The sequence below is a fragment of the Thalassotalea hakodatensis genome, from assembly GCF_030295995.1.
Lineage (GTDB): Bacteria > Pseudomonadota > Gammaproteobacteria > Enterobacterales > Alteromonadaceae > Thalassotalea_C > Thalassotalea_C hakodatensis.
In genome coordinates this window covers 2,030,546-2,052,278 of the sequence record NZ_AP027365.1, presented here as the reverse complement: position 1 = coordinate 2,052,278, position 21,733 = coordinate 2,030,546, and the positions used below count along the sequence as shown (strand labels likewise).

The 21,733-nt window shown below is 39.1% G+C and carries 16 protein-coding genes; 9 read left to right on the top strand and 7 right to left on the bottom strand.

All coding sequences use genetic code 11. The annotated features are described in order from the left end of the window. The first annotated feature begins 205 nt into the window (after window positions 1–205). Window positions 206–1,420 (top strand): endo-1,4-beta-xylanase, encoded by a 1,215-nt coding sequence (locus QUE72_RS08930; RefSeq protein ID WP_286272851.1) that lies wholly within the window; start codon window positions 206–208, stop codon window positions 1,418–1,420. A 360-nt stretch (window positions 1,421–1,780) separates the two neighbouring features. Here QUE72_RS08930 and QUE72_RS08925 read toward each other — a convergent pair whose 3' ends face one another. Further along, a complete protein-coding gene (locus QUE72_RS08925; protein ID WP_286272849.1) occupies window positions 1,781–2,593 on the bottom strand; it encodes an SDR family NAD(P)-dependent oxidoreductase in 813 nt (270 codons plus the stop codon). A 318-nt stretch (window positions 2,594–2,911) separates the two neighbouring features. On the opposite strand from QUE72_RS08925, the gene QUE72_RS08920 reads away from it, so the two are divergent. Genes QUE72_RS08920 through QUE72_RS08900 form a run of 5 tightly spaced genes read left to right on the top strand, consistent with a single transcriptional unit; the run spans window position 2,912 to window position 9,252 of the window. Next, window positions 2,912–4,708: an IlvD/Edd family dehydratase gene (locus QUE72_RS08920; RefSeq protein ID WP_286272846.1), complete on the top strand. Its 1,797-nt coding sequence runs from the start codon at window positions 2,912–2,914 to the stop codon at window positions 4,706–4,708. 28 nt (window positions 4,709–4,736) lie between these two features. Next, window positions 4,737–5,621 carry an SMP-30/gluconolactonase/LRE family protein gene (locus tag QUE72_RS08915; RefSeq protein WP_286272844.1) on the top strand — a complete coding sequence of 295 codons (885 nt, stop codon included), beginning with the start codon at window positions 4,737–4,739 and terminating at the stop codon, window positions 5,619–5,621. A 33-nt stretch (window positions 5,622–5,654) separates the two neighbouring features. Beyond that, on the top strand, window positions 5,655–6,389 hold the full coding sequence (locus QUE72_RS08910) for an SDR family oxidoreductase (RefSeq protein WP_286272841.1): 735 nt from the start codon (window positions 5,655–5,657) through the stop codon (window positions 6,387–6,389). 36 nt (window positions 6,390–6,425) lie between these two features. Further along, complete coding sequence (locus QUE72_RS08905) at window positions 6,426–7,649, top strand: fumarylacetoacetate hydrolase family protein (RefSeq protein WP_286272840.1); 1,224 nt, start codon at window positions 6,426–6,428, stop codon at window positions 7,647–7,649. 34 nt (window positions 7,650–7,683) lie between these two features. Then, window positions 7,684–9,252, top strand: coding sequence for an aldehyde dehydrogenase (NADP(+)) (locus tag QUE72_RS08900; protein WP_286272838.1), 1,569 nt, complete (start codon window positions 7,684–7,686; stop codon window positions 9,250–9,252). Window positions 9,253–9,344: 92 nt separating this feature from the next. Here the strand turns inward: QUE72_RS08900 and QUE72_RS08895 are convergent, their stop codons facing one another. From QUE72_RS08895 to QUE72_RS08870, 6 genes are all read right to left on the bottom strand, one after another. After that, on the bottom strand, window positions 9,345–10,193 hold the full coding sequence (locus tag QUE72_RS08895; RefSeq protein WP_286272837.1) for a fumarylacetoacetate hydrolase family protein: 849 nt from the start codon (window positions 10,191–10,193) through the stop codon (window positions 9,345–9,347). Between the two features lie 27 nt (window positions 10,194–10,220). Further along, the gene (locus QUE72_RS08890; protein ID WP_286272836.1) at window positions 10,221–11,423 is read right to left on the bottom strand and encodes a mandelate racemase/muconate lactonizing enzyme family protein; all 1,203 of its coding nucleotides are present in this window, start codon (window positions 11,421–11,423) and stop codon (window positions 10,221–10,223) included. Between the two features lie 32 nt (window positions 11,424–11,455). Further along, entirely contained in the window at window positions 11,456–12,193 is a 738-nt protein-coding gene (locus tag QUE72_RS08885) for an SDR family oxidoreductase (protein WP_286272835.1), read from the bottom strand. Window positions 12,194–12,312: 119 nt separating this feature from the next. Continuing rightward, window positions 12,313–13,662, bottom strand: coding sequence for an ATP-binding protein (locus QUE72_RS08880; RefSeq protein WP_286272828.1), 1,350 nt, complete (start codon window positions 13,660–13,662; stop codon window positions 12,313–12,315). A gap of 20 nt (window positions 13,663–13,682) precedes the next feature. Next, on the bottom strand, window positions 13,683–14,342 hold the full coding sequence (locus QUE72_RS08875) for a response regulator (RefSeq protein ID WP_286272827.1): 660 nt from the start codon (window positions 14,340–14,342) through the stop codon (window positions 13,683–13,685). 260 nt (window positions 14,343–14,602) lie between these two features. Further along, entirely contained in the window at window positions 14,603–16,999 is a 2,397-nt protein-coding gene (locus tag QUE72_RS08870; protein ID WP_286272826.1) for a TonB-dependent receptor, read from the bottom strand. Between the two features lie 872 nt (window positions 17,000–17,871). Between QUE72_RS08870 and xylB the strand changes: the two genes are divergently transcribed. The 3 genes from xylB to tal all read left to right on the top strand — a co-directional run bounded on the left by xylB (window position 17,872) and on the right by tal (window position 21,732). Further along, complete coding sequence (xylB, locus tag QUE72_RS08865) at window positions 17,872–19,329, top strand: xylulokinase (protein ID WP_286272825.1); 1,458 nt, start codon at window positions 17,872–17,874, stop codon at window positions 19,327–19,329. A gap of 37 nt (window positions 19,330–19,366) precedes the next feature. Next, window positions 19,367–20,683 (top strand): xylose isomerase, encoded by a 1,317-nt coding sequence (xylA, locus tag QUE72_RS08860; protein ID WP_286272824.1) that lies wholly within the window; start codon window positions 19,367–19,369, stop codon window positions 20,681–20,683. 95 nt (window positions 20,684–20,778) lie between these two features. Further along, on the top strand, window positions 20,779–21,732 hold the full coding sequence (gene tal / locus QUE72_RS08855) for a transaldolase (protein WP_286272823.1): 954 nt from the start codon (window positions 20,779–20,781) through the stop codon (window positions 21,730–21,732). The last annotated feature ends 1 nt before the right edge of the window (window position 21,733 follow it).

Sequence of the window (21,733 nt, the reverse complement as noted above, 5' to 3'; positions counted from 1 at the left end):
ATATGATGAATAACAGCTTAATATTAAATAAGAAGGCTGAACGGAATCTGAAAAAAGTAAACTAATCACAATAGTCGATAATGAACTATCAAAGCTTGCATACGAGGAAATGAATGTATTCAGTTCAAATTAAGCTAGGTTAAATAGATTGTGCTCATACGTTTTCTTATAACAGTAAGACACTGTTTAACTAAAAGGGTTTAATATGAGCATGTTGCTCTTTATGTTTAGTGATTTCATCATAGTATTTGCGCTTTTAATAACCAGTGGGATAATATTGTGGTTAGCTAAACGCCAAGGCTTATTTAGCGCTACAAAGGCAAAATCGATATGGGGAGTAATATTATTGCTCAACTTAGGTTGGCTTAATCTGCAATACCAAGGTATTGACCCTATTAAAACCTATCTTAACAGTACAACTGAAGGCAAAGATATTGGCCCAATAGCTAGACAGCAACAAAAATATTTTGGTGTTACTTATAATGGACAACAAGGTTTACCGTCTTTATCAGCGCACATCAACTCGGCAACGTTACCAAATGAATTAAAGTGGGTACCTTTATTAGCAGACGGCAAGTTAGGTGAGTATGACTTTGCAACAGCCGACAAAATCGTCGAGCAATTAGCGGACGCTGATATAGCAATTCGTGGTCATACGCTTATATGGGGGAAATGGGCAGGTAGAACGTATCCAGAAGCGTTAAAAGAAGCAGTTTATAAAAGCACCACTCCTGCAATAACACTTAAACAGCATATGAAAACACACATAACCACCGTGATGAAACACTTTCATGGTCATGTTCAACGCTGGGATGTGGTCAATGAGCCATTAACGATGGATAACCAACAGCTAGATAACAACTTATTCCACCAAATTCTAGGTGAAAACTACATTGCTGAAGCCTTTAATATGGCACGTGAAGCAGATCCCGATGCTTTATTATTTATTAATGAAGACTTTCGAGATTTTACGCCCGCTACCACTCAAAGGTTTTTATCATTGATAAAGCGACAATTAGATCAAGGAGCCGCCATTGATGGCATAGGCATTCAATCTCATCATATCTACAGGCTTAAAGATATTTCAGCCCTGAAGCGCTTTATAAGAGATATTCAACAATTAAATTTACTGGTTGAAATAACTGAACTGGACGTGCCTATTTGGTTATTTTCAGAAAGTAAGGATCCTTATACAACACAAGGAAATTATTATCGAGACTTTGCACAAAGTTGTTATGAAGCACCTCATTGTCTGGGCGTTACTACATGGGGCGTGAGTGACAATGAAACCTGGTTAGACTTTATTTTTCCTTTTAGCCTAAGAAGTCCAAATCAACCGCTAGTGTTTGACAAAAACATGAGGAAGAAACCCGCTTATCACGGTATTACTGAGGCGCTATTGAGGGCACAGGAAAAATAACAATACTGTTCTTTATATGATTTTCTGTTAAAAAGAAACCCTTAGGGGCTGTTGATCTTTCGCAGTTAAATTTTGTTCGAGATAAAAACGTTTTAATCGCGGCGAGTAGTGTGTAGCCTAGTCATTCTAAGCAAATACGACTCAACAAAGAGTAAAACGTTTTTAACCGAATCCTTCGGACAGCGTTTGTTGGTCATTTTTACGGCGTTATCTCCTTTTTATGTGGAACAACCACATGACAAAGGCTCTGCCTAGTATAAATACCCAACAAAATGCTGCAAAAACAATCTCGAAAGATCAACAGCCCCTAATATCCGCCGATATTAAAGGGTTTTTAACAATTAATACTGTAGTTTATATTTATCCGTTGTTGCTGTCTTCATAAGGCCAGTTAGGCGTGGTGAAAGCCCCGCCATCAACCCAAATGGTTTGCCCGGTAACATAGCTTGATGAACTTGTGGCAAAATATTCAACGGCGTTGTAAATATCTTCTGGATAACCAACACGTCCTAATGGTGCCATCTTAGACCAAGTTTCTGCGTATTCAGGCGACTCCTCGCGTGTACGTGCTATTTCAATCGCTCCTGGTGCAACACAATTTACCCGTATTTTATATTTGCCTAGCTCTATTGCCGTGGAGCGAGTCAACATTTCAATACCGCCTTTAGAGGCAGTGTAATCAACTAAATTAGGAAATGGTGTTTTATTACAACCCGAGCCAATATTTACAATAGAGCCAGCAAGATTATTTTCAACGAGCAAGCGGGCAACCGTTTGACTAAATAAAAAACAACCTTTTAAGTTAGTGCGAATAACTTTATCCCAATCTTCTTCTTTTAACTCTAAAAAAGGTGCCCATGTTTGACAACCAGCATTGTTCACTAAAAGCGTTGGCACTTGGCTAAAATGTGCATGCACCTTATTTACAAAGTCATTAACCTGATCACTATAACCAATATCACAACGTTGATAAAAACTACGCTGCCCCGTTTTGTTAATGGCTTGAGTTACATCAATTGCACCTTGCTCATTACCCGCAAAAGTTATGGCTACGTCCCAGCCATTTTTAGCTAGAGAAACCGCAAGCTCAGCGCCAATGCCTGAACTTCCTCCAGTAACGATGGCCAATTTTGTATTCTCAGTGGCACTTTCTAGTTGGCTAATATCTGTCATAAGTATTCTCTATTGGGTTCTTAAACTTCTACAAAAAACTATACCGTTTAGCTGATTAAAAACGCTAAGCCTGTGCTGTAGCAACACGAATACTTTTTTAACTTTCAGCAAAGATGACATTGGATAACAACAGGCAAACAACAACAAAAATGCAGAAGAAACAATTATGTAGCCATATCCACTGCATTACATAGAGGACAATCTACGCGTTGGTTATAAGTTAAAAAAGTATTGTCCTGAGTATATGTCAGGCGTAGCTGATACTTAGAGTACCAACCTATACTGTTAATATCAGTAAAAACTCCGTGAGATATCCCAATGAGCAACCTTGATAAAAGCAGCAAAAGAACCTTAAGAAGTGAAGCTTGGATGAACGATTCAAGCAAGCCTGACCAAACCGCCATTTATTTAGAGCGCTATTTAAACTACGGCTTAACGCGTGAAGAGTTACAATCTGGTAAACCGCTTATTGGCATTGCTCAAACAGGTAGTGATTTGGCACCGTGTAATCGACATCATTTAGCCTTAGCACAACGTTTAAAAGAAGGCATTCGTGATGCTGGTGGAATTGCTTTTGAATTTCCTGTGCACCCTATACATGAAATGGGTAAACGCCCTACTGCTGCACTTGATAGAAATTTAGCAACTTTAGGGTTAATTGAAGTGCTTTATGGTTATCCACTTGACGGTGTCATTCTTACAACCGGATGCGATAAAACGACACCTGCAACTTTGATGGCAGCCGCCGCCGTAGATATTCCAACCATTGTATTTTCTGGTGGCCCTATGCTTAATGGCTGGCAAGGTGATAAACGTGTTGGTTCAGGTAGTATCATTTGGGAGTGTAGAGAAAAATACGCCGCTGGCGAAATTGATTATGAAAATTTCATGGATCAAGTATCTTCATCAGCGCCAAGTGCTGGTCATTGCAATACAATGGGCACGGCATTAACCATGAATTCATTAGCTGAGGCATTAGGTATGTCATTGCCAGGCTGTGCTTCTATACCGGGCCCCTATAGAGAACGTGCGCAAATGGGCTATTTTACCGGACGACGTATTGTTGAAATGGTGTGGGAAGATTTGAAACCGTCAGACATTATGACCAAAGCTTCATTTTACAATGCTATGCGAGTTTGCTCGGCCATCGGCGGTTCAACGAATGCGCCGCCACACATTCAAGCCATAGCCAATCATTTAAAAGACGTTGACATCAATATCAACGATTGGCAGCAACATGGCGAAAAAACACCACTCATTGTTAACTGTCAGCCTGCTGGTGAATACCTAGGTGAAGAATTTCACCGTGCTGGTGGTGTACCTGCGATAATGGGTGAACTTATTAAGGCAGGCGTACTTGATACCAGCGTGCTTACCGTCACAGGTAAAAGCGTTGCTGATATATACAGTAACAGTGCCAGTAAAGACGAAAAAGTCATTAAAACTTATAGTAAGCCGTTAAAAGAAAATGCTGGTTTTGCAATCATGAGTGGCAATCTATTTGATTCAGCATTAATGAAAAAATCCGTCATTGATGAAGACTTTACTAGTACTTATTTAAGCGACCCTAAAGCACCGAATGAATTCACAGTAAAAGCAAAAGTTTTTGATGGCCCTGAAGATTACCACTCACGCATTAATGATCCAAGTTTAGCGATAGACAAAGACTGCATATTGATCATCAGAAATTGTGGTCCGGTCGGCTACCCTGGTTCAGCTGAAGTAGTGAATATGCTACCGCCCGACTATTTGGTAAAACAAGGCATTACTTGTTTACCAACTATGGGTGATGGTCGACAAAGCGGTACTTCTGGCAGCCCTTCTATTTTGAACATATCTCCTGAAGCAGCCGTCGGTGGTGGCTTAGCCCACATCAAAGATAACGATTTAATTCACATTGATTTAAATACTAATCAAGTGAATTTATTGATTGATGACGCAGAGTTTGCTCGAAGAAGAGACAACACGCAACTGATCACAGTAGTTAATCAAACGCCTTGGCAAGAAATATACCGTAGCCGTGTAAATCAGTTGAGTGAAGGTGGCACGTTAACCACTGAAGGCGACTATAAGCAAATTCATAAAACGCATGGCATTCCGCGTAATTCACACTAGTTAAAAAGATTTATTTGGAGGTTTCATTATGAATAAAGTGGCATGTATTTGGGATGCTAAAGCGCTATTGGGAGAAGGTGTTGTATGGCATCAAGAACAAAATTGTCTTTATTGGCTAGACATATTTAACTCTCAGCTGCATTGCTATAAACCTAACGTCAACACAGTTGAACAGAAAACAACGTTGCAATTATCCGACAACATTAGCAGCGTAATACCTTGCAGTGATGGTGGACTACTGGCGTCGTTTCGTGATGGGATTTCACACATCAACTTAGAAAATAACGAAGTTACGTCAATATGTAGTTTAGAAGCTGAGTTGCCTAATAATCGTTTTAATGATGGCTGTGCAGATACACGCGGAAACTATTGGTTAGGTAGTATGGACGAGCAGCAAACCAACAATACAGGTCGTTTTTATCGCTACAATAGCCAAACAGGTGTTGAAAAATTATCTCAGCTTGGTGAGATTTGTATCACCAATGGCCCAACCTTCAGTCAAGACGGTAAATGGCTATATTTTACCGATACTATGGAGGGAAAAATATTTCAAGCCGAGCTTTTTGTTAATGGTGATATAGCCGAGCCTCAACTGCATATTCAATTTGATGAACAAGATGGCTACCCAGACGGTATGTGCTGTGATACGCAAGGAAATTTATGGGTATGTCACTGGGGTGGCAGTCGTGTTAGCTGCTTTAACCCGCAAGGACAATTAATCAGCGAAATAAAACTGCCAGTACCGCATGTCACTAAATGTTGTTTCGGCGGAGCCGACCTTAGCACACTGTTTATTACCACCGCAGCCACGGGGTTAACTGAAGAAGAGCTTGAGCAATTCCCATTATCGGGAGGCCTATTTGCAGTAGATGTAGAGCAACAAGGTTTTGTTTATCCCTTAGTAAATAAATAACCCCACAGTCTTTTTATATTTGGAAGAAAACAAATGAAGCTATTAAATAAAACCGCATTAATTACGGGCGCAGGTCAAGGAATAGGTAAAGAAACTGCCTTATTATTCGCTAAACAAGGGGCAACAGTTATTGCTACTGATGTTAACGAAGAAGCGCTCAGCACATTTAAAGACATTGAAAATATTCATACTCACCTTTTAGATATTACCAATACTGAGCAAATCAAAACCTGTATTGAAACATACCCTCAAATTGATGTGCTAATGAACTGTGCCGGTGTCGTTTTTAACGGTAGTGCTTTAACTTGTACTGAGCAGCAATGGCAAACCACCTTAGCTGTGAATGTTAGCTCTGCGTATCACCTAATTCAGGCCGTTTTACCAGGAATGTTAAAACAACAAAAAGGCTCCATTATTAATATTGCCTCTGTTGTTTCAAGCGTCAAAGGTGTTGCAAATCGCTTTGCGTACGGCACCAGTAAAGCCGCCATTATTGGTTTAACTAAAGCCGTAGCCGCTGATTTTATCGACCAAGGCATACGTTGTAATTCTATTAGTCCTGGCACAATTCATTCTCCCTCATTAGATCAACGCTTAGCTGAAACGGGAGATTACGATAAAGCCCTAGCCACTTTTATTGATCGTCAACCTATGGGCCGAATTGGACAACCCAGTGAAATTGCTGCCATAGCTAGCTTATTAGCGAGCGACGAAGCCAGCTTTATGAGTGGCGAAAACATCATTATTGATGGTGGTATGAGCCTTTAACTACTATTTTATAATCACTAAAACGCGGAAATTATCATGAATTTAACATCTGTTAATACGGTATTAAGCTATTCTCCAGCCTATATTTTACCTGAACAATGTAACGAAGGTACTTGGGTAGGTCGTGTTTGGTTACCTGCACAACTTGCCAAAAATTCTGTAGCAGGCCCAAGAGTTGTCAGTGTTTCTAAAGGTCAGGTATTTGATTTATCTGATTTATATTTAACAATGTCTGATTTATTTTCAGATAATAACAGACAGGAAAACATTAAGAATAATCAATCAGCGGTAGTCTCTAGTTTAGATACATTGCTCGCTGCAAGCTTGTTTAATCAACATGAAAATGATATCGAACAATGCGATAAGATTAGATTGCTTGCCCCTAACGATATTCAGGCAACTAAAGCGTGTGGGGTAACCTTTACTCGCAGTCTATTAGAACGGGTCATAGAAGAACAAGCAAGGGGCGACGCTGCCAAAGCAGCAGATATACGCCGTAACATTATTAATGTCATCGGTGAAAATTTAAGTGATTTGGTTCCTGGTAGCCCTCAAGCCCAAAAACTGAAAGATGAACTTATCGAACAAGGTGTATGGTCTCAATACCTTGAAGTTGGTATTGGTCCTGATGCAGAAGTTTTTACCAAAGCTCAACCGCTATCTTCGGTTACCAGTGGCGCACAAATAGGCATTAGACGTCAATCGATATGGAACAACCCTGAGCCGGAAATAGTGCTAGCAGTCTCGAGTGAAGGTGAGATCATTGGTGCAACGTTGGGCAACGATGTTAATTTGCGCGACGTTGAAGGCCGCAGTGCATTATTACTGGGTAAAGCCAAAGATAACAATGGTGCATCAGCAATTGGCCCACTGATCCGTTTATTTGATGACACTTTTACCATAACAGATGTAGAGCAATGTGAAGTCAGCTTAACCATTACGGGTACTGATGGCTTTACTACCTCAGGAAAAAACCTAATGAGTGAAATCAGTCGCTCACCACAAAACTTAGTTGAGCAAACCCTAAATGATCAACACCAATATCCTGACGGCATGATGCTATACGTTGGCACTATGTTTGCCCCTACTGAAGATCGTCACAAGGATGGTAATGGTTTTACTCACTTACCAGGCGATCGTGTTGAAATATCAACACCAAAACTTGGCACATTAGTGAACTGGGTAAATTATTGTGATGCTATTCCACCATGGAAATATGGTGTCAATCAGTTCATTAAATTTTTACGCCAATGTAGATAGTACCAAGCCCGATGACAACAAGATTAGGATACTTATGAATTTAACAAAGAAAAGCTTTATTAACGGCCAATGGCAAGCAACAACTGGCGAAACTTTTAGCAACCACAACCCCGTTACCAATGAAAGCATTACTCAATATGCATCAGCGACCAAAACTGACGCAGCTAACGCTGTTATTGGCGCTAGAGCAAGCTTTAGTGCCTTCAAAAAACTTTCAGGGCAAGAACGTGCAGCATTCTTAGAACAAATTGCCATTGAAATTGAAGCGCTAGGTGATGATTTACTTAATACGGCCAATGATGAAACTGGATTAGGTCTAGTACGTTTAACTGGTGAGCGTGGGCGTACTTGTAATCAAATACGCGCTTTTGCCAACATGCTAAAAGACGGCTCTTGGGTTCGAGCCACCATTGATACCGCCGATGCGAATAGAACGCCACCAAAACCTGATTTACGTAGAATGTTACGACCAATAGGGCCTGTTTTAGTATTCCCTGCCTCTAACTTCCCGTTAGCCTTTGGTGTTTTAGGTGGAGATACAGCATCAGCTTTAGCGGCAGGTAATCCTGTCGTTATTAAAGCCCACCCTGCACACCCTGCTACTTCTGAACTTTGCATGATTGCAGCAGCTCGTGCATTAGAAAAGTGCAATATTGCAAGTAATACCATAGCAATGGTTCAAGGCAGTACTATTGAATTAGCGCAAACTTTAGTCGCCAATGAAGACATTCAAGCTGTAGGTTTTACTGGCTCATTAATGGCTGGCCGTTCAATTATGGATTTAGCCGCAACACGTACAACACCCATTCCTGTTTATGCGGAAATGGGCAGCACAAATCCTGTATTTATCACACCTGATGCATTAGCGGCGCGAGGAAATGAGATAGCTAATGGCTTAGCATCTTCAATAGCTATGGGAACAGGACAATTTTGTACTTCTCCTGGTGTTATTGTAACGCTTGAAAATTCTCAATTTCAAAAGCAATTAACAGATGCGATTAATAACGCAGCACAAGGTTATTTACTACATCCAAGTATTGCTTCTGGCTTAAAAGCCAGTGTTGATAGTTTACTAAAAAATGAAAAGGTTGAGATTCTAGCGGGTACTAATCTCTCAGAGGATAGCTTAAAGACACCTAACAGCTTAATAACAACGAGTGCTCAAGCATTCTTAACTGATAATACCTTACATGTTGAAGCCTTTGGGCCAATTAGCTTATTAGTCAACTGCAAAGATGAACAAGAGCTTCTCGCTGTTGCAAATGCCATTCATGGTAACTTAACGGCAACTATTCACTGCCAAGATAATGATGCTTTAGCCACACCACTAGCGCAATTACTTGAAGACCATGTTGGCCGCCTCATTATTAATGGTTATCCAACAGGTGTTGAAGTGTGTGCTTCACAGCAACATAGTGGTCCTTATCCTGCTTGTTCTTCACCAGCAACAACGAGTGTTGGCAGTGACGCAATCAGCCGCTTTGCCCGCTTTATTGCTTATCAAGATATGCCACAAAATATGCTGCCTATTGAGCTGCAAGATAAAAACAGCTTACAGATATTACGACAAATAAATAATGACTACCAACGTAGCGATATTTAAACTTAGCGACATATAAGGATTGGTCAAATTAAGCCATAAAAAAAGACGCTAATGCGTCTTTTTTTATGGCGTCTTTTTCGTTTTCAAAAGCATTAACTTTCTGCAACAACTGTTTGCGATTGCTCACCAAGACCAGAGATTGATAAGGTAATCTTATCGCCAACATTTAAAAACACTTCTGGAGATTGTCCCATCCCTACACCAGGAGGTGTACCTGTTGAAATAATGTCTCCCGCGTTTAATGTCATAAATCGACTTAGGTAAGAAACAATAAATGCAGGCTTAAAGATCATTGTTTTGGTATTACCATTTTGATAGGTTGTGCCATTCACACTTAATTTCATATCAAGGTTATGCACATCACCAACTTCATCTTTTGTCACCATCCAAGGACCTGTAGGACCGAAGGTATCACAGCCCTTACCTTTGTCCCATTGTCCGCCGCTAATTTCCAATTGAAAATGACGCTCAGAGACATCATTAATTAAACAGTACCCGGCAACATAGTCTAGCGCATCAGCTTCAGATACATTTTTTGCATCTTCACCTATCACTATGCCTAATTCTACTTCCCAGTCCATCTTTATACTTGCACTTGGCTTAACAATATCATCATTAGGACCACAAATAGCACTTGTCCATTTATTGAATACTACTGGCTCTGTTGGAATAGGCATATTGGCTTCTTCAGCATGATCTTTATAATTTAAGCCTATACAAACAAACTTACCTACATTGCCAACACAAGCACCAATACGGGTATCTTCTGGTATTAGCGGTAAAGTTGTTAAATCTTGCTCAGCCAATTTGTTGAGTGATTCTTGAGATAATTGTGCACCCGAAATATCTTCAACTAAATATGATAAATCTCGAATATCACCATTTTTGTCAATGGCTGCTGGTTTTTCTTGGCCTAACGGCCCTACACGTAATAATTTCATTTAATTTCCTAAACTCAAATGGAGTATTTACAGCTGACTTGTTTTAACCACTAAGTCATCTCTATCGAATATTTCTGGTTTAAAGGTCATCCCTAATCCATTCCCTTCTGGTGGCGTAATATAGCCATTTTTCACTTGTGGCAAGTTATCCATTACTTGGGTATACCAGCCAGTGTAAAGCGCTCTAACCGACTCTTGAATAACGGCATTAGGTGCGTTAAGAGATAAATGACATGATGCAGCTAATACAACAGGGCCTGTACAATCATGCGGGGCAACGGGGAGTTGGTATGCTTCTGCCATAGTCGATATTTTTTTCGCTTCTGAAATTCCACCAACCCAACCAATATCCAACATGACAAAATCAGTCGCATTGTTTTCTAGCAGATCCTTAAAGCCCCAACGCGTAGCAATTGTCTCACTTGCGGTTACCGGAATGGTGGTTCTATTTCTAAACTCTTTAATAACAGACAAACTGTCCATTTTAACCGGATCTTCAATCCACATTGGCGCATAAGGCTCTAATGCTTTTGATATTTTAATCGCGGTAGGTAAATTCCACAGTGAATGGCACTCCACCATGATGTCCATTTTATTACCAACCGCAGCACGAATTTTCTTGAATGGCTCTAAAGCCTGTTCAAGTTGTTCGTTAGTAATATATTGGCCGTCATTTGCTTCAGCAGCAGAATCAAATGGCCAAATTTTCATTGCGGTTATGCCTTGGTCTAATAGGCTAATAGCAAGTTCATCAGCGCGATGTAAAAAGGCATCTAGATCTTCATACGGCCCTTCTGGCTCTTCACTTGGTAATCCCCAATTATCTGATGTTTGACCTTCTGATGAGCGAATATATGAATAGCCTGCACAGGTGTTATAAGTACGAATGGTGTCGCGTGATTTACCACCAAGCAATTGATGAATAGGTTGCTCAGTTTTTTTACCCCAAATGTCCCATAAGGCAATATCAACTGCAGAATTGCCTCGCATTTCCACACCGCTACTACGAAAGCCGAGATATCCGTATAATTCGCGCCAGTGTTTATCAATGTGAAGTGGATCTTTACCTAATAGATAAGGTGCAACGGTTTCATGAATATACGCTTCTACAGCAGCAGGCCCCATAAAAGTTTCACCCAAACCGACAAACCCTTCGTCTGTATGAATTTGCACCCAACATAAGTTGCCAAACTCGGTCAATCTTACTGTTTCTATCTTTGTAATTTTCATAGTCTATTCTCAATCAAATTTATAATTCTGTGCTAGTTTTTACTGCCGCCAATATTGACACCTAAACCGCCATCTACCCGAATAGCTTGGCCATTGATAAATCCACATTTACCGCTACAAAGAAAAGCAATAAGCTCAGCAACTTCTTCAGGCTGTCCAATACGACCTGTTAAGTGAGCTTCATTTAATTCTTTCATCATAGCTTCAGGGTCTGCTGCTTGCTCCATAGCACCACGTAACATAGGCGTGTCTATAGTGCCGGGGCAAACAGCAACGCAGCGAACCTTAGGAGAGAAATCAATAGCAATAGAGCGGGTCAAACCCAAAATTGCTGCTTTACTTGTGGCATAGGCAGCGACATATGGCTGAGCGACAAATGATTGTACGCTTGCGACATTAACAATCACGGCGTTATCATTCATATGAGGGATGGTATATTTAGCACATAAAAATGGCCCTTTGACATTAACTGCCATCACATGGTCCCATTCAGATTCACTTGAATCAGTTGCGGTACCATAAGAGAGTACGCCTGCATTATTAACTAAGCAATCAATAGCGCCATAGGCTGCAACAATTTGATTAATTGCCTGTTCAATGGCTTTAGCATTACTCACATCACAAGTTAAAAAAGATATTTCAGCAAGCCTTAGCTCATCTGTTTCTTTAAGACCTAAAACAATGACTTTATAGTTTTGTTCGGTTAATAACTTTGCGGATGCAAGCCCAATACCTGACTCACCACCTGTAATCACGGCAATTTTTGACATAACACTTCCCTCAATGGTTGGTTAGTATTTTACTAACCTTTTGCTGACATTAAGTGAAGTGTATGAAGTGGAGCTGAAACGGATCTGAAAAACAGCTCGCAGAAGATGAAAAGTTCTATTTAAACTCTAGTAAAATTTACTTTTACCATAACGCCTTTATTGTCTTTCCATGTATCTATTTCAAGTTCGGCATGATGAACCTTAACAATTCGCTGTACTATTGAGAGGCCAAGTCCAGCGCCTGGCTTGTCATTTCCAGGGATTCGATAAAAGCTATCTATCATTTTTTCTCTTTCTTCTTCAGTAATAAATTTACTGTCATTTGCTACATAAAACTGAACATGTTGCGTTGTAACATTTGCCGAGACTTCTATTTGGCTTCCTGGTGTTGCATATCGAAAGGCATTAGTGAGTAAATTACGAATCAAAATACTGAGCGTCTCTTTATTACCTTTAATTTGCCAGGGTTCATTTTCCAGAAAATCTATACCTAAGTCCCTATCTATAGCCAAATGAGCTAAGTCAGCCAAATCTTCTAAGACAATATTCTTTAAATCTACATCTTCTACTTTAAGTTCTGACTCTTGAGATTCTATGCGTGCCAAAGTAAGCAATTGTTGAACAGTGTACACTGCTCGCTCTACTCGTGAAGAAATTCTGTCTAAAACATTAATAACCTCAGGATTATCGGAGCTACGCTGGCACAATTGTAACTCAGCCTTAATTGCCGCTAGCGGGGTTTGTAATTCGTGTGATGCATTAGCAGTAAAACGATGCTCATTTTCAATTGCCACGTCTAATCGTTTTAACAAACCATTAATTGATGCAACTAAAGGGAAAACTTCTTCAGGTATATTCTGCTCATCTATAGGCATTAAAGACGCTGGCTTTTGATGGGCGATCTCATTGGAGATTTTTTTAATCGCCCCCATGCCTTTTTTACTACCAATATATACACCAAATATTGTTAATGGGATAATCAAAATCATCGGATATAATGCTTTAATACCAAAATCGATAGCACTTTGACGGGCTTGTTCAGTATTCATACCAACTGAAGCCCAAAAAACCCCATCAATATTTTTATTAAATATACGCCATTCGCTCTCTTCACCTTTAATGACAAAGGTATCATTAGTGAATCCATTTTTATTTGGAAAATCAAATCCCGGAGCATTAGGTGAACGATAAATTAAATCGCCATTAAAATTCCAGATAACTAAATTAAAATCGTCTAATCCAACACTCTCGCCAATTTCCACACCATCTTTTAAGGGATCATAGCCTTCATTAATAGCAAATTTGCTGAACAAACTTTGAAATAATCGAGTAGAAAAATTGACGTACTGTGCTTGTTGTTTTAGATCTTTATCTAAGCCTTCGAAAATAACATGAGCTGCGGTATAGGAAGACGCAGAAGTCGCCAATATCCATATAATGGCATGTAGCAGTAAACCAAAAAAAATCATTTTGGCTTTTAGTGAATATCTCACCCTTTTTTAACTCGGTAGCCAACACTTCTTAGGGTTTCTATAAAGTCTCGACCAAAGTATTTACGCAGTCGAGAAATATAAACTTCAACTGTGTTACTTTCTATTTCATCTCCCCAAGCATACATGCTTTCTTCTAACCTTGATTTTGAAACAAAGCGCCCTGCACTAGACATCAATGCCTCGAGTATTGAAAGCTCTTTTGCGGTCAAAATCACCGTTTTTCCTGCTTGAGTAACAATTTTTTCTTTTGGCTCAAGTTCAACATCGCCTGAAATTAGCACGGGTCTTGCGCGGCCTGAACTGCGTCTAAGTAAAGAACGTAAACGAGCAAAGAGCTCATCCATATCAAAGGGTTTAGTTAAATAATCATCTGCACCAAGATCAAGGCTTTCTATTTTATCTTCAGTGGTATTTCGAGCGGTTAATACTAATACGGGCATAGGATCATCTACCGCTCTGATCTTTTTGAGGATTTCATCGCCCGAAACATTAGGTAAGCCCAAATCCAGCACCATCATGTCATAATCCCCCGCTTCAAGCATGGGAATAACTTTTGCGCCATCGGTTTCTAAATCTACCGCATAATTTTCAAGGCTCAAGGCTGACTTTAACGATTCACCTAATTGAAAATCATCTTCAACCAATAATATTCTCATGACAATCCTTACAACAATAAAATAAAGATAAGCTAACCCGTTGATGTTTCAGTATAACTAATGATTAAAAATCTACAACATTCTTTGTATTGAAATAGTTGAATTGACTGTTAACACTCACGTTAATTAGTCAATATATTAACTATAGACCAGAGTATGTCATCAAACTGAAGTAAAACTGAAAAACTCTTGTGAGAAGAAAAACAAAAAGGCCATTACTCATGAAAAGTAATGGCCTGATAACTCATTAAAAAATTTAATTAGAAGTTGTAACCGAAGGTTACACCAATTTGACGTGGACGCACTAAATCATAATTGAAGGTGTCAAAAGGTGGCGTTTGGCCAACTGGTCTTTGATAAATATGACCTGACTCCCTATCAAATAAATTTTTAACAAATAGCTTCACGCTCCAGTCGCCGTCAAGTGGTTCAAAACCTAAGTGATAGTCAGCTCTGAACTTTTTAACATCATCATAGTTAACCTGCAAAGAGTTAGACATTTTCACACCCCAAGCATTTATGTCGGAGTGAAATAACGAGTTTACGTTTGCTGAAAATGAAGCAGGTTCTACACCAAAGTTAGATCCTATGCCACGACCACTAAAGTCACAATATAGCTGATTTGTTGGACCTTCCCCTGTATCACAAAAACCCATGAACTCTTTATATTCAGTATCGATATAGGTCATCGCACCGCTTAAAACAAAGTTGTGTGAAACCAAGTAAATAAAATCAGTTTCAATACCTTGACTAACCGCTTTATCGGCATTTAGTACATGTGATTGAGCCAAGGTTAATGGGTTTACCGGGTCATCTGAGCCTATGTCAGTAAATGTACCTGGAAAGTAGTTATCTTGACGTGGTAAATCACCAAACTGATAATCTTTAAACTCTTGATAGTACGCATCAATATTCCACTGTAAACGGCTGTCAAAGAAACTACCTTTCATACCTATTTCAAGGGCTGTACTTTCTTCTGGTTCAAAAGTACGTAAGTTATCTAATGGTGCCAATGTACTTATGTTAAAGCCACCTGAACGATAAGCAGTATCTAACGCTATATAATACATGATGTCTTCATCTTGCTTATATTGTAGTTTCAAGCTACCAGAAACATTACTGTATTTCTCAGTACTTCTTTCTAATCCTGGTAATTGAATTGGTGCTTGTTCGCCCCCAAAAGCAGGAATGTTATTGACAATAAAAAAGTCTGCTTGGCTGGTTTTTTCTTCATCGTTATAACGAAGCCCAGCAGCAAAGGTCCATTCTTCGTTAAAATGGTAATTAAAATGTCCAAAGTAGCCAAAAGACTCTGTCTCACCTTCTAAAAATATTTGAGAATCTATATCCAAACTGATGAAACCAACACCGGGTATAAATTGACTCGCACCAAATTGCTTAAAAGAACTACCTACAGAGCCATCATCAGGGCCGTTAGTTTCTGACTTTGAATAATAAAAACCTAAAAGGTAGTCAAAAACTTCATTGTCAATATTGCTTAAACGTAATTCTTGCGAAAATAAATCTTGATTAGTTTCAATCTCAAGCAAGCCATCAATGATCGGTGTACCATTTTGATCAGAAACAAACTTAGTATTAACTTCTTGGTAATATGTAATTGAGATTAATGAATGCGTTTCAGTATCCCAGTTAAAATTTAATTGGGCATCTTTTAAACGCGTTTTACTATGACTATTAATATCAGAGTAAATAAGATAATCATTTGGACTACCTAGCGGGATATCAGTACCTAATTTATCTTCGAAGGTATTGTTAGCCGTAGCTGGTGTCCCTTGTGCAGCAGCTTCTTTATCAGCAATAAAGTTAGGGCCAAAGCCCGGAATATAACCAAATGGTTTACCATTATAGTTGTCACTATAATTACCGATAAAGGTAATATCTAAATTGTCCGTTGGAATATATTGAATTTTTACTCTAGCACCTTCACGTTTACTGTCATTTGCTTCAGTTTTTAAGAAATCATTATAGAGAGTGCCTTCGTCGTCATCATAAAAACCCGACACACGCATACCTAATTCACCGTCAATTAAAGGAATATTAAGATGTGCTTTGTTTGACGTGCCGTAAGTAGATGTTTCGTCAGTATAAAAATGACTGGTTGTAAAACCACCACCTAATTCATACATATCAATACTTTTAGTGGTAATGTTAATAGCACCCGCTGGCGCGTTTTTACCGTAAAGAGTACCTTGAGGACCACGTAGTACTTCAACTCGAGCAATATCAGATAAAGAACCAAAAGCAGCACCAACAGAAGTTTGGGCTACACCATCAATAAAGACAACCACGGAATCATCCATATTACCTGCAAAGGCATCACGGCCAACACCACGCATTTTAATAGTACCACTTATGGCATCATCACCGGATACTTCTAAACCAGGTGAAAGTTTTGATATATCTTCAAACTCAAAGGCAGCAATATTATCAAGTGCATCTGACGTTATAACGCTCATGGATACAGGTACTTCCTGAGAGCTCTCTTTTATTTTACGTGCAGTAACGGTGATTTTTTCTATTTTAAGTTCGTTATTTACAGCTTCTGCATTTTCAACGGCTTCTTCAGCAAAAGCATATGATGTCATGCTGGTTAATGAAGCTAAAAGAACAGCCTTGGTTATCGAGTTAAGTTTCATGCCTACTTCCCCTATGAATTCAATTATAATGTTATCTAGCTGAGTTGCTATGTAACATTGTGTTGATATGAGCTTTAGTGCTCAAATCCCAATGTAGTAAAGTATTCCTGCCTCTTAGAGAGACTTTTTTTAATTTGAACTAATCTCATTACAAAGCCTACATATCGTTTATTAAACAAACCTGAATGCCAAACACTTTCATTTATCAATTCAATTTTATCTATATTTTTGTGCAAGTTAACGTAATAATCATATATTCATCATCATAATTATTTTCATCAAACAATCACACTTTAACTGAAATTATTTAACTGAAAATAATATATAACGGGATCAGCATAGGGGATAACATAATTACTGAGCCAAGTTATATTTAGCTGATTATGGTACTTTTTTAACCATAACAATTTGCGTTGTATAATTTTGTTCTTGTAAATATAAGGCCACTTGATTGAGCAGATTCTTTATTTTTGCTAGGTCTTACTGACTAATAGAGTGACTTAAACTTGCTTTCCCTTTAATCAATTTAAAGATAATAAGCTTCGTTATGAAAGTTTAACCTATCGTAAAAATGACAACTCACAAATTTGTTCCCTCTCCCCACTAAAACACGAAAAACTGTTAACGCTATCACAAAAATACAAAACAATAGAAAGTCATACCTTCATACAACCAAAAATTCGTAGTTCAGATCCGTTCAAACGGCATTATTTCCTTACACATATAGCAACACAAAAGAACCTCACTTACTTTCCGTATAAGAAAAACGTTGTTCATCAGTAATCATCATTTACAGATACAAAATCATTGCCAAACAAAAAACATAATGATAATGTTAGCGCTAACAAGCAGTTTAACAAAAAGAGTTTCTTATGTATTTGGGTATAGATTTAGGCACGTCTGGTGTAAAAGTTATCATCCTTGATGATCAAGATGGCTTAGTTGCACAGGCCTCTTCACCACTAACAGTTAGCCGCCCTGCACCTTTATGGTCTGAGCAAAATCCAATTGATTGGTGGCAAGCTACACAACTTGCAATCACAGAAATTCAACAGTCACATGCTGATAGTTTAAAGCAAGTTAAGGCCATTGGTTTATCAGGCCAAATGCATGGTGCGACCTTACTTGATAGCGAAAACCAAGTTATTCGACCCGCAATCCTATGGAATGATGGCCGATGTGAACAACAGTGTAAGACTATTGAAGCACTTGAACCAAATAGTCGTGCTATAACAGGCAATATTGCAATGCCAGGTTTTACAGCACCCAAGCTCGTTTGGCTAAAAGAAAATGAACCAGAAAACTTTAATCAGGTTAAGAAAGTACTACTGCCTAAAGATTACCTACGATTTTTGATGACAGGTGACTTTGCTTCAGACATGTCTGATAGTGCAGGTACGCTGTGGTTAGATGTTGAAAAAAGACAGTGGTCAACACAAATGTTAGACGCAACTGGTTTAACTATTGAGCATATGCCTACTCTATTTGAAGGGTCAGAAATTACTGGTTATCTAAATAACGACATAGCTAAACAGTGGGGTATAAATGAAGTGCCCGTAATTGCAGGTGGTGGTGATAATGCCGCCGGTGCATCGGGCATAGGTGTAATTAATCCCAATGAAGCCTTTTTATCTCTAGGTACTTCTGGCGTTTATTTTGTTGCCAATGAAACATACAACCCAAACCCTGATAGCGCGGTACACACTTTCTGTCATTGTATCCCAAATACTTGGCATCAAATGTCAGTGGTATTAAGTGCCGCAAGTTGTCTATCTTGGGTAACTAAGCTAACAGGTTTTAGCGATGAAAAAGCATTATTAGATGAAGTCGAAAAACTCGATTTATCTATTCCGTGCCCTGTGATGTTTTTACCCTACTTATCAGGTGAACGTACGCCACATAATAACCCTAACGCTAAGGGTGTTTTCTTTGGCCTTGACCATGCTATTGATGCAGCAACATTAGGTCGTGCCGTCTTAGAAGGAGTTGCCTTTGCTTTTGCTGATGGCCAAGAAGCCCTAGTGGCCGCTGGTACAAAAATCGATCAAGTGTCAGTTATTGGTGGTGGTGCTCGCAGTGCTCTATGGGGACGCATTCTTGCTAGCGTACTGAACAAGCCACTGACTTACCGTAAAGGTGGAGAGGTTGGCCCAGCTTTTGGAGCAGCTCGTCTCGCCAAAATCGGTGTAACAAATTCTCTAGCCAGTGATGTTTGTGTCGCTAGCGACATTGATTTTGTTATCGAACCTGATAAGAGCTTGCAAGACTATTACCTTGCTCAGCACAAAAAATATCAACAACTTTATCAAAGCTTAAAAGATCATTTTTAAACTTAAGACTATTTACAGAATTAACTAGGAGTAGACCATGAGTCAATTTTTTAACAACGTAAACAAAATTCAATTCGAAGGCACTAATAGCACAAATCCACTTGCTTTTCGTTACTATGATGAAAACCAAGTAGTGCTTGGCAAAACAATGAAAGAACACTTAAGGTTTGCTGCCTGTTACTGGCATAACTTTTGTTGGGCTGGCTCAGACATTTTTGGTGCTGGTACGTTCGAACGTCCATGGATTCAAGCAACAGGCAACCAATTAGAGCTTGCTGAACAAAAAGCAAAAGTAGCGTTTGAATTCTTCGAAAAATTAGGTGTTCCCTATTTCTGTTTTCACGATTCTGATATCGCACCTGAAGGTGCGTCACTAAAAGAATTTCATTCAAATGTTAACCACATTGCAGATATTTTCGAAAAAGAAATGTCTCGCACTGGTGTTCAATTACTTTGGGGTACTGCTAACCTATTCTCAAATGCTCGTTTTTGTGCGGGCGGCTCAACTAACCCTGATCCACAGTTATTTGCTTATGCTGCTGCACAAGTAAAACACGCAATGGATGTTACTCACCGTTTAGGTGGTGAAAACTATGTACTTTGGGGTGGCCGTGAAGGATATGATTCATTACTAAATACAGATCTTAAACAAGAAGGCGAGCAATACGCACGCTTCCTTAAAATGGTTATTGAACATAAACATAAAATTGGCTTCAAAGGCACGTTATTAATTGAACCTAAGCCACAAGAACCTACCAAACATCAATACGATTACGATACAGCAACCGTTGCAGGTTTCTTACACAAGCACGGCATTGCTGGTGAAGTTAAAGTAAATATTGAAGCAAACCATGCAACATTGGCAGGCCATAGCTTCCACCATGAAATTGCTACCGCATGTGCTGAAGGTATTATGGGTAGTGTTGATGCTAACCGCGGTGATATGCAAAACGGTTGGGATACAGACCAATTCCCTAACGATGTTGCTGAGTGTTCTTTAGTCATGTATGAAATCCTTAAAGCCGGTGGTTTAACAACGGGTGGGTTTAACTTTGATACTAAATTACGTCGTCAATCTTGTGAGCGTGATGATTTATTCATTGGTCACATCGGTGGCATGGACACTATGGCTAAATCACTGTTAAATGCCGCGAAGTTAATCGAAGACGCGCCTTTATCTGACTTTGTTGAAAACCGTTATGCTGGTTGGAAAAAAGATTTAGGCCAAAGCATTATGGCGGGCGATCAAAGCTTAGAGAGCTTATCTAAACTTGTGCTAGAAAACGATATTAACCCGTCACAAGTATCTGGTCGTCAAGAGCTACTTGAAAATATTGTTAACCGTTACGTTTAATTAAAGCTAACTTGTTGAGAGATGAGTTAGATTAAAACTATAAGGTACGCCCATGTTTATGACAGCGCCAACGTCATAGCATGGGTAATATTAAAATGAATTTATTAGAACAACTTAAATTAGTGACAACAGTCGTTGCCGACAGTGGCGATGTTGACTCCATTAAAGCATTAAACCCTGTTGATGCTACCACTAACCCTTCACTAATCTTACAAGCAGCCAAGTTACCACAATATAAACACCTAATTAATGATGCAATTGAACAATCAACGGTTAATGGCGAAGCCAATACCGATGATGTTTGCGATCAATTAATTGTGAATTTTGGTTGTGAAATACTAAAGCATGTTCCCGGCCGTATTTCATCAGAAGTCGATGCTCGTTTGTCTTTTGATACGCAAGGCAGTATCGAGAAAGGCCGTAAGTTAATCGCCCTTTATGAAAAAGCCGGTATTAACAAAAGCCGTGTATTAATCAAATTAGCTTCTACATGGCAAGGAATAAAAGCTGCAGAGCAACTTGAAAAAGAAGGTATAGCGTGTAACTTAACCTTACTATTTTCGATGGCTCAAGCAGTTGCTTGTGCAGAAGCCAATGTGACCTTAATTTCTCCTTTTGTGGGTCGGATTTTAGATTGGTACAAAGCCAAAGAAGATAAAGAATTTACTGGTGCTGATGATCCCGGTGTTCAATCAGTTACTCGTATTTATCAATATTACAAAACTTACGATTACAACACAGTTGTGATGGGCGCGAGCTTTAGAAATACCTCTGAAATTATTGAATTAGCGGGTTGTGATTTATTAACCATTTCACCTGCCTTGCTGAACGAACTTCAAGAAAGCGAAGGTGAACTCATCACAAAACTTGATGCTGAATCAGTGGCAGTGCAATCAAGAGAGAACCTGACGCCACTGAATGAAAGCTCTTTTTCATGGCAACATAATGAAGATGCCATGGCTGTTGAAAAACTGTCTGAAGGCATTCGCAACTTTGCTAAAGATCAAGCCATTTTAGAGCAAATGGTGAGTGAACTTGTTGCTCAATAAT

Coding starts and splice junctions, on each gene's coding strand:
- QUE72_RS08890 (WP_286272836.1), bottom strand. CDS start 11,423: ATGAAAATTACAAAGATAGAAACAGTAAGATTGACCGAGTTTGGCAAC.
- QUE72_RS08875 (WP_286272827.1), bottom strand. CDS start 14,342: ATGAGAATATTATTGGTTGAAGATGATTTTCAATTAGGTGAATCGTTA.
- QUE72_RS08870 (WP_286272826.1), bottom strand. CDS start 16,999: ATGAAACTTAACTCGATAACCAAGGCTGTTCTTTTAGCTTCATTAACC.
- QUE72_RS08905 (WP_286272840.1), top strand. CDS start 6,426: ATGAATTTAACATCTGTTAATACGGTATTAAGCTATTCTCCAGCCTAT.
- QUE72_RS08900 (WP_286272838.1), top strand. CDS start 7,684: ATGAATTTAACAAAGAAAAGCTTTATTAACGGCCAATGGCAAGCAACA.
- QUE72_RS08885 (WP_286272835.1), bottom strand. CDS start 12,193: ATGTCAAAAATTGCCGTGATTACAGGTGGTGAGTCAGGTATTGGGCTT.
- QUE72_RS08910 (WP_286272841.1), top strand. CDS start 5,655: ATGAAGCTATTAAATAAAACCGCATTAATTACGGGCGCAGGTCAAGGA.
- QUE72_RS08880 (WP_286272828.1), bottom strand. CDS start 13,662: ATGATTTTTTTTGGTTTACTGCTACATGCCATTATATGGATATTGGCG.
- QUE72_RS08895 (WP_286272837.1), bottom strand. CDS start 10,193: ATGAAATTATTACGTGTAGGGCCGTTAGGCCAAGAAAAACCAGCAGCC.
- QUE72_RS08925 (WP_286272849.1), bottom strand. CDS start 2,593: ATGACAGATATTAGCCAACTAGAAAGTGCCACTGAGAATACAAAATTG.
- QUE72_RS08920 (WP_286272846.1), top strand. CDS start 2,912: ATGAGCAACCTTGATAAAAGCAGCAAAAGAACCTTAAGAAGTGAAGCT.
- xylB (WP_286272825.1), top strand. CDS start 17,872: ATGTATTTGGGTATAGATTTAGGCACGTCTGGTGTAAAAGTTATCATC.
- QUE72_RS08930 (WP_286272851.1), top strand. CDS start 206: ATGAGCATGTTGCTCTTTATGTTTAGTGATTTCATCATAGTATTTGCG.
- xylA (WP_286272824.1), top strand. CDS start 19,367: ATGAGTCAATTTTTTAACAACGTAAACAAAATTCAATTCGAAGGCACT.
- tal (WP_286272823.1), top strand. CDS start 20,779: ATGAATTTATTAGAACAACTTAAATTAGTGACAACAGTCGTTGCCGAC.
- QUE72_RS08915 (WP_286272844.1), top strand. CDS start 4,737: ATGAATAAAGTGGCATGTATTTGGGATGCTAAAGCGCTATTGGGAGAA.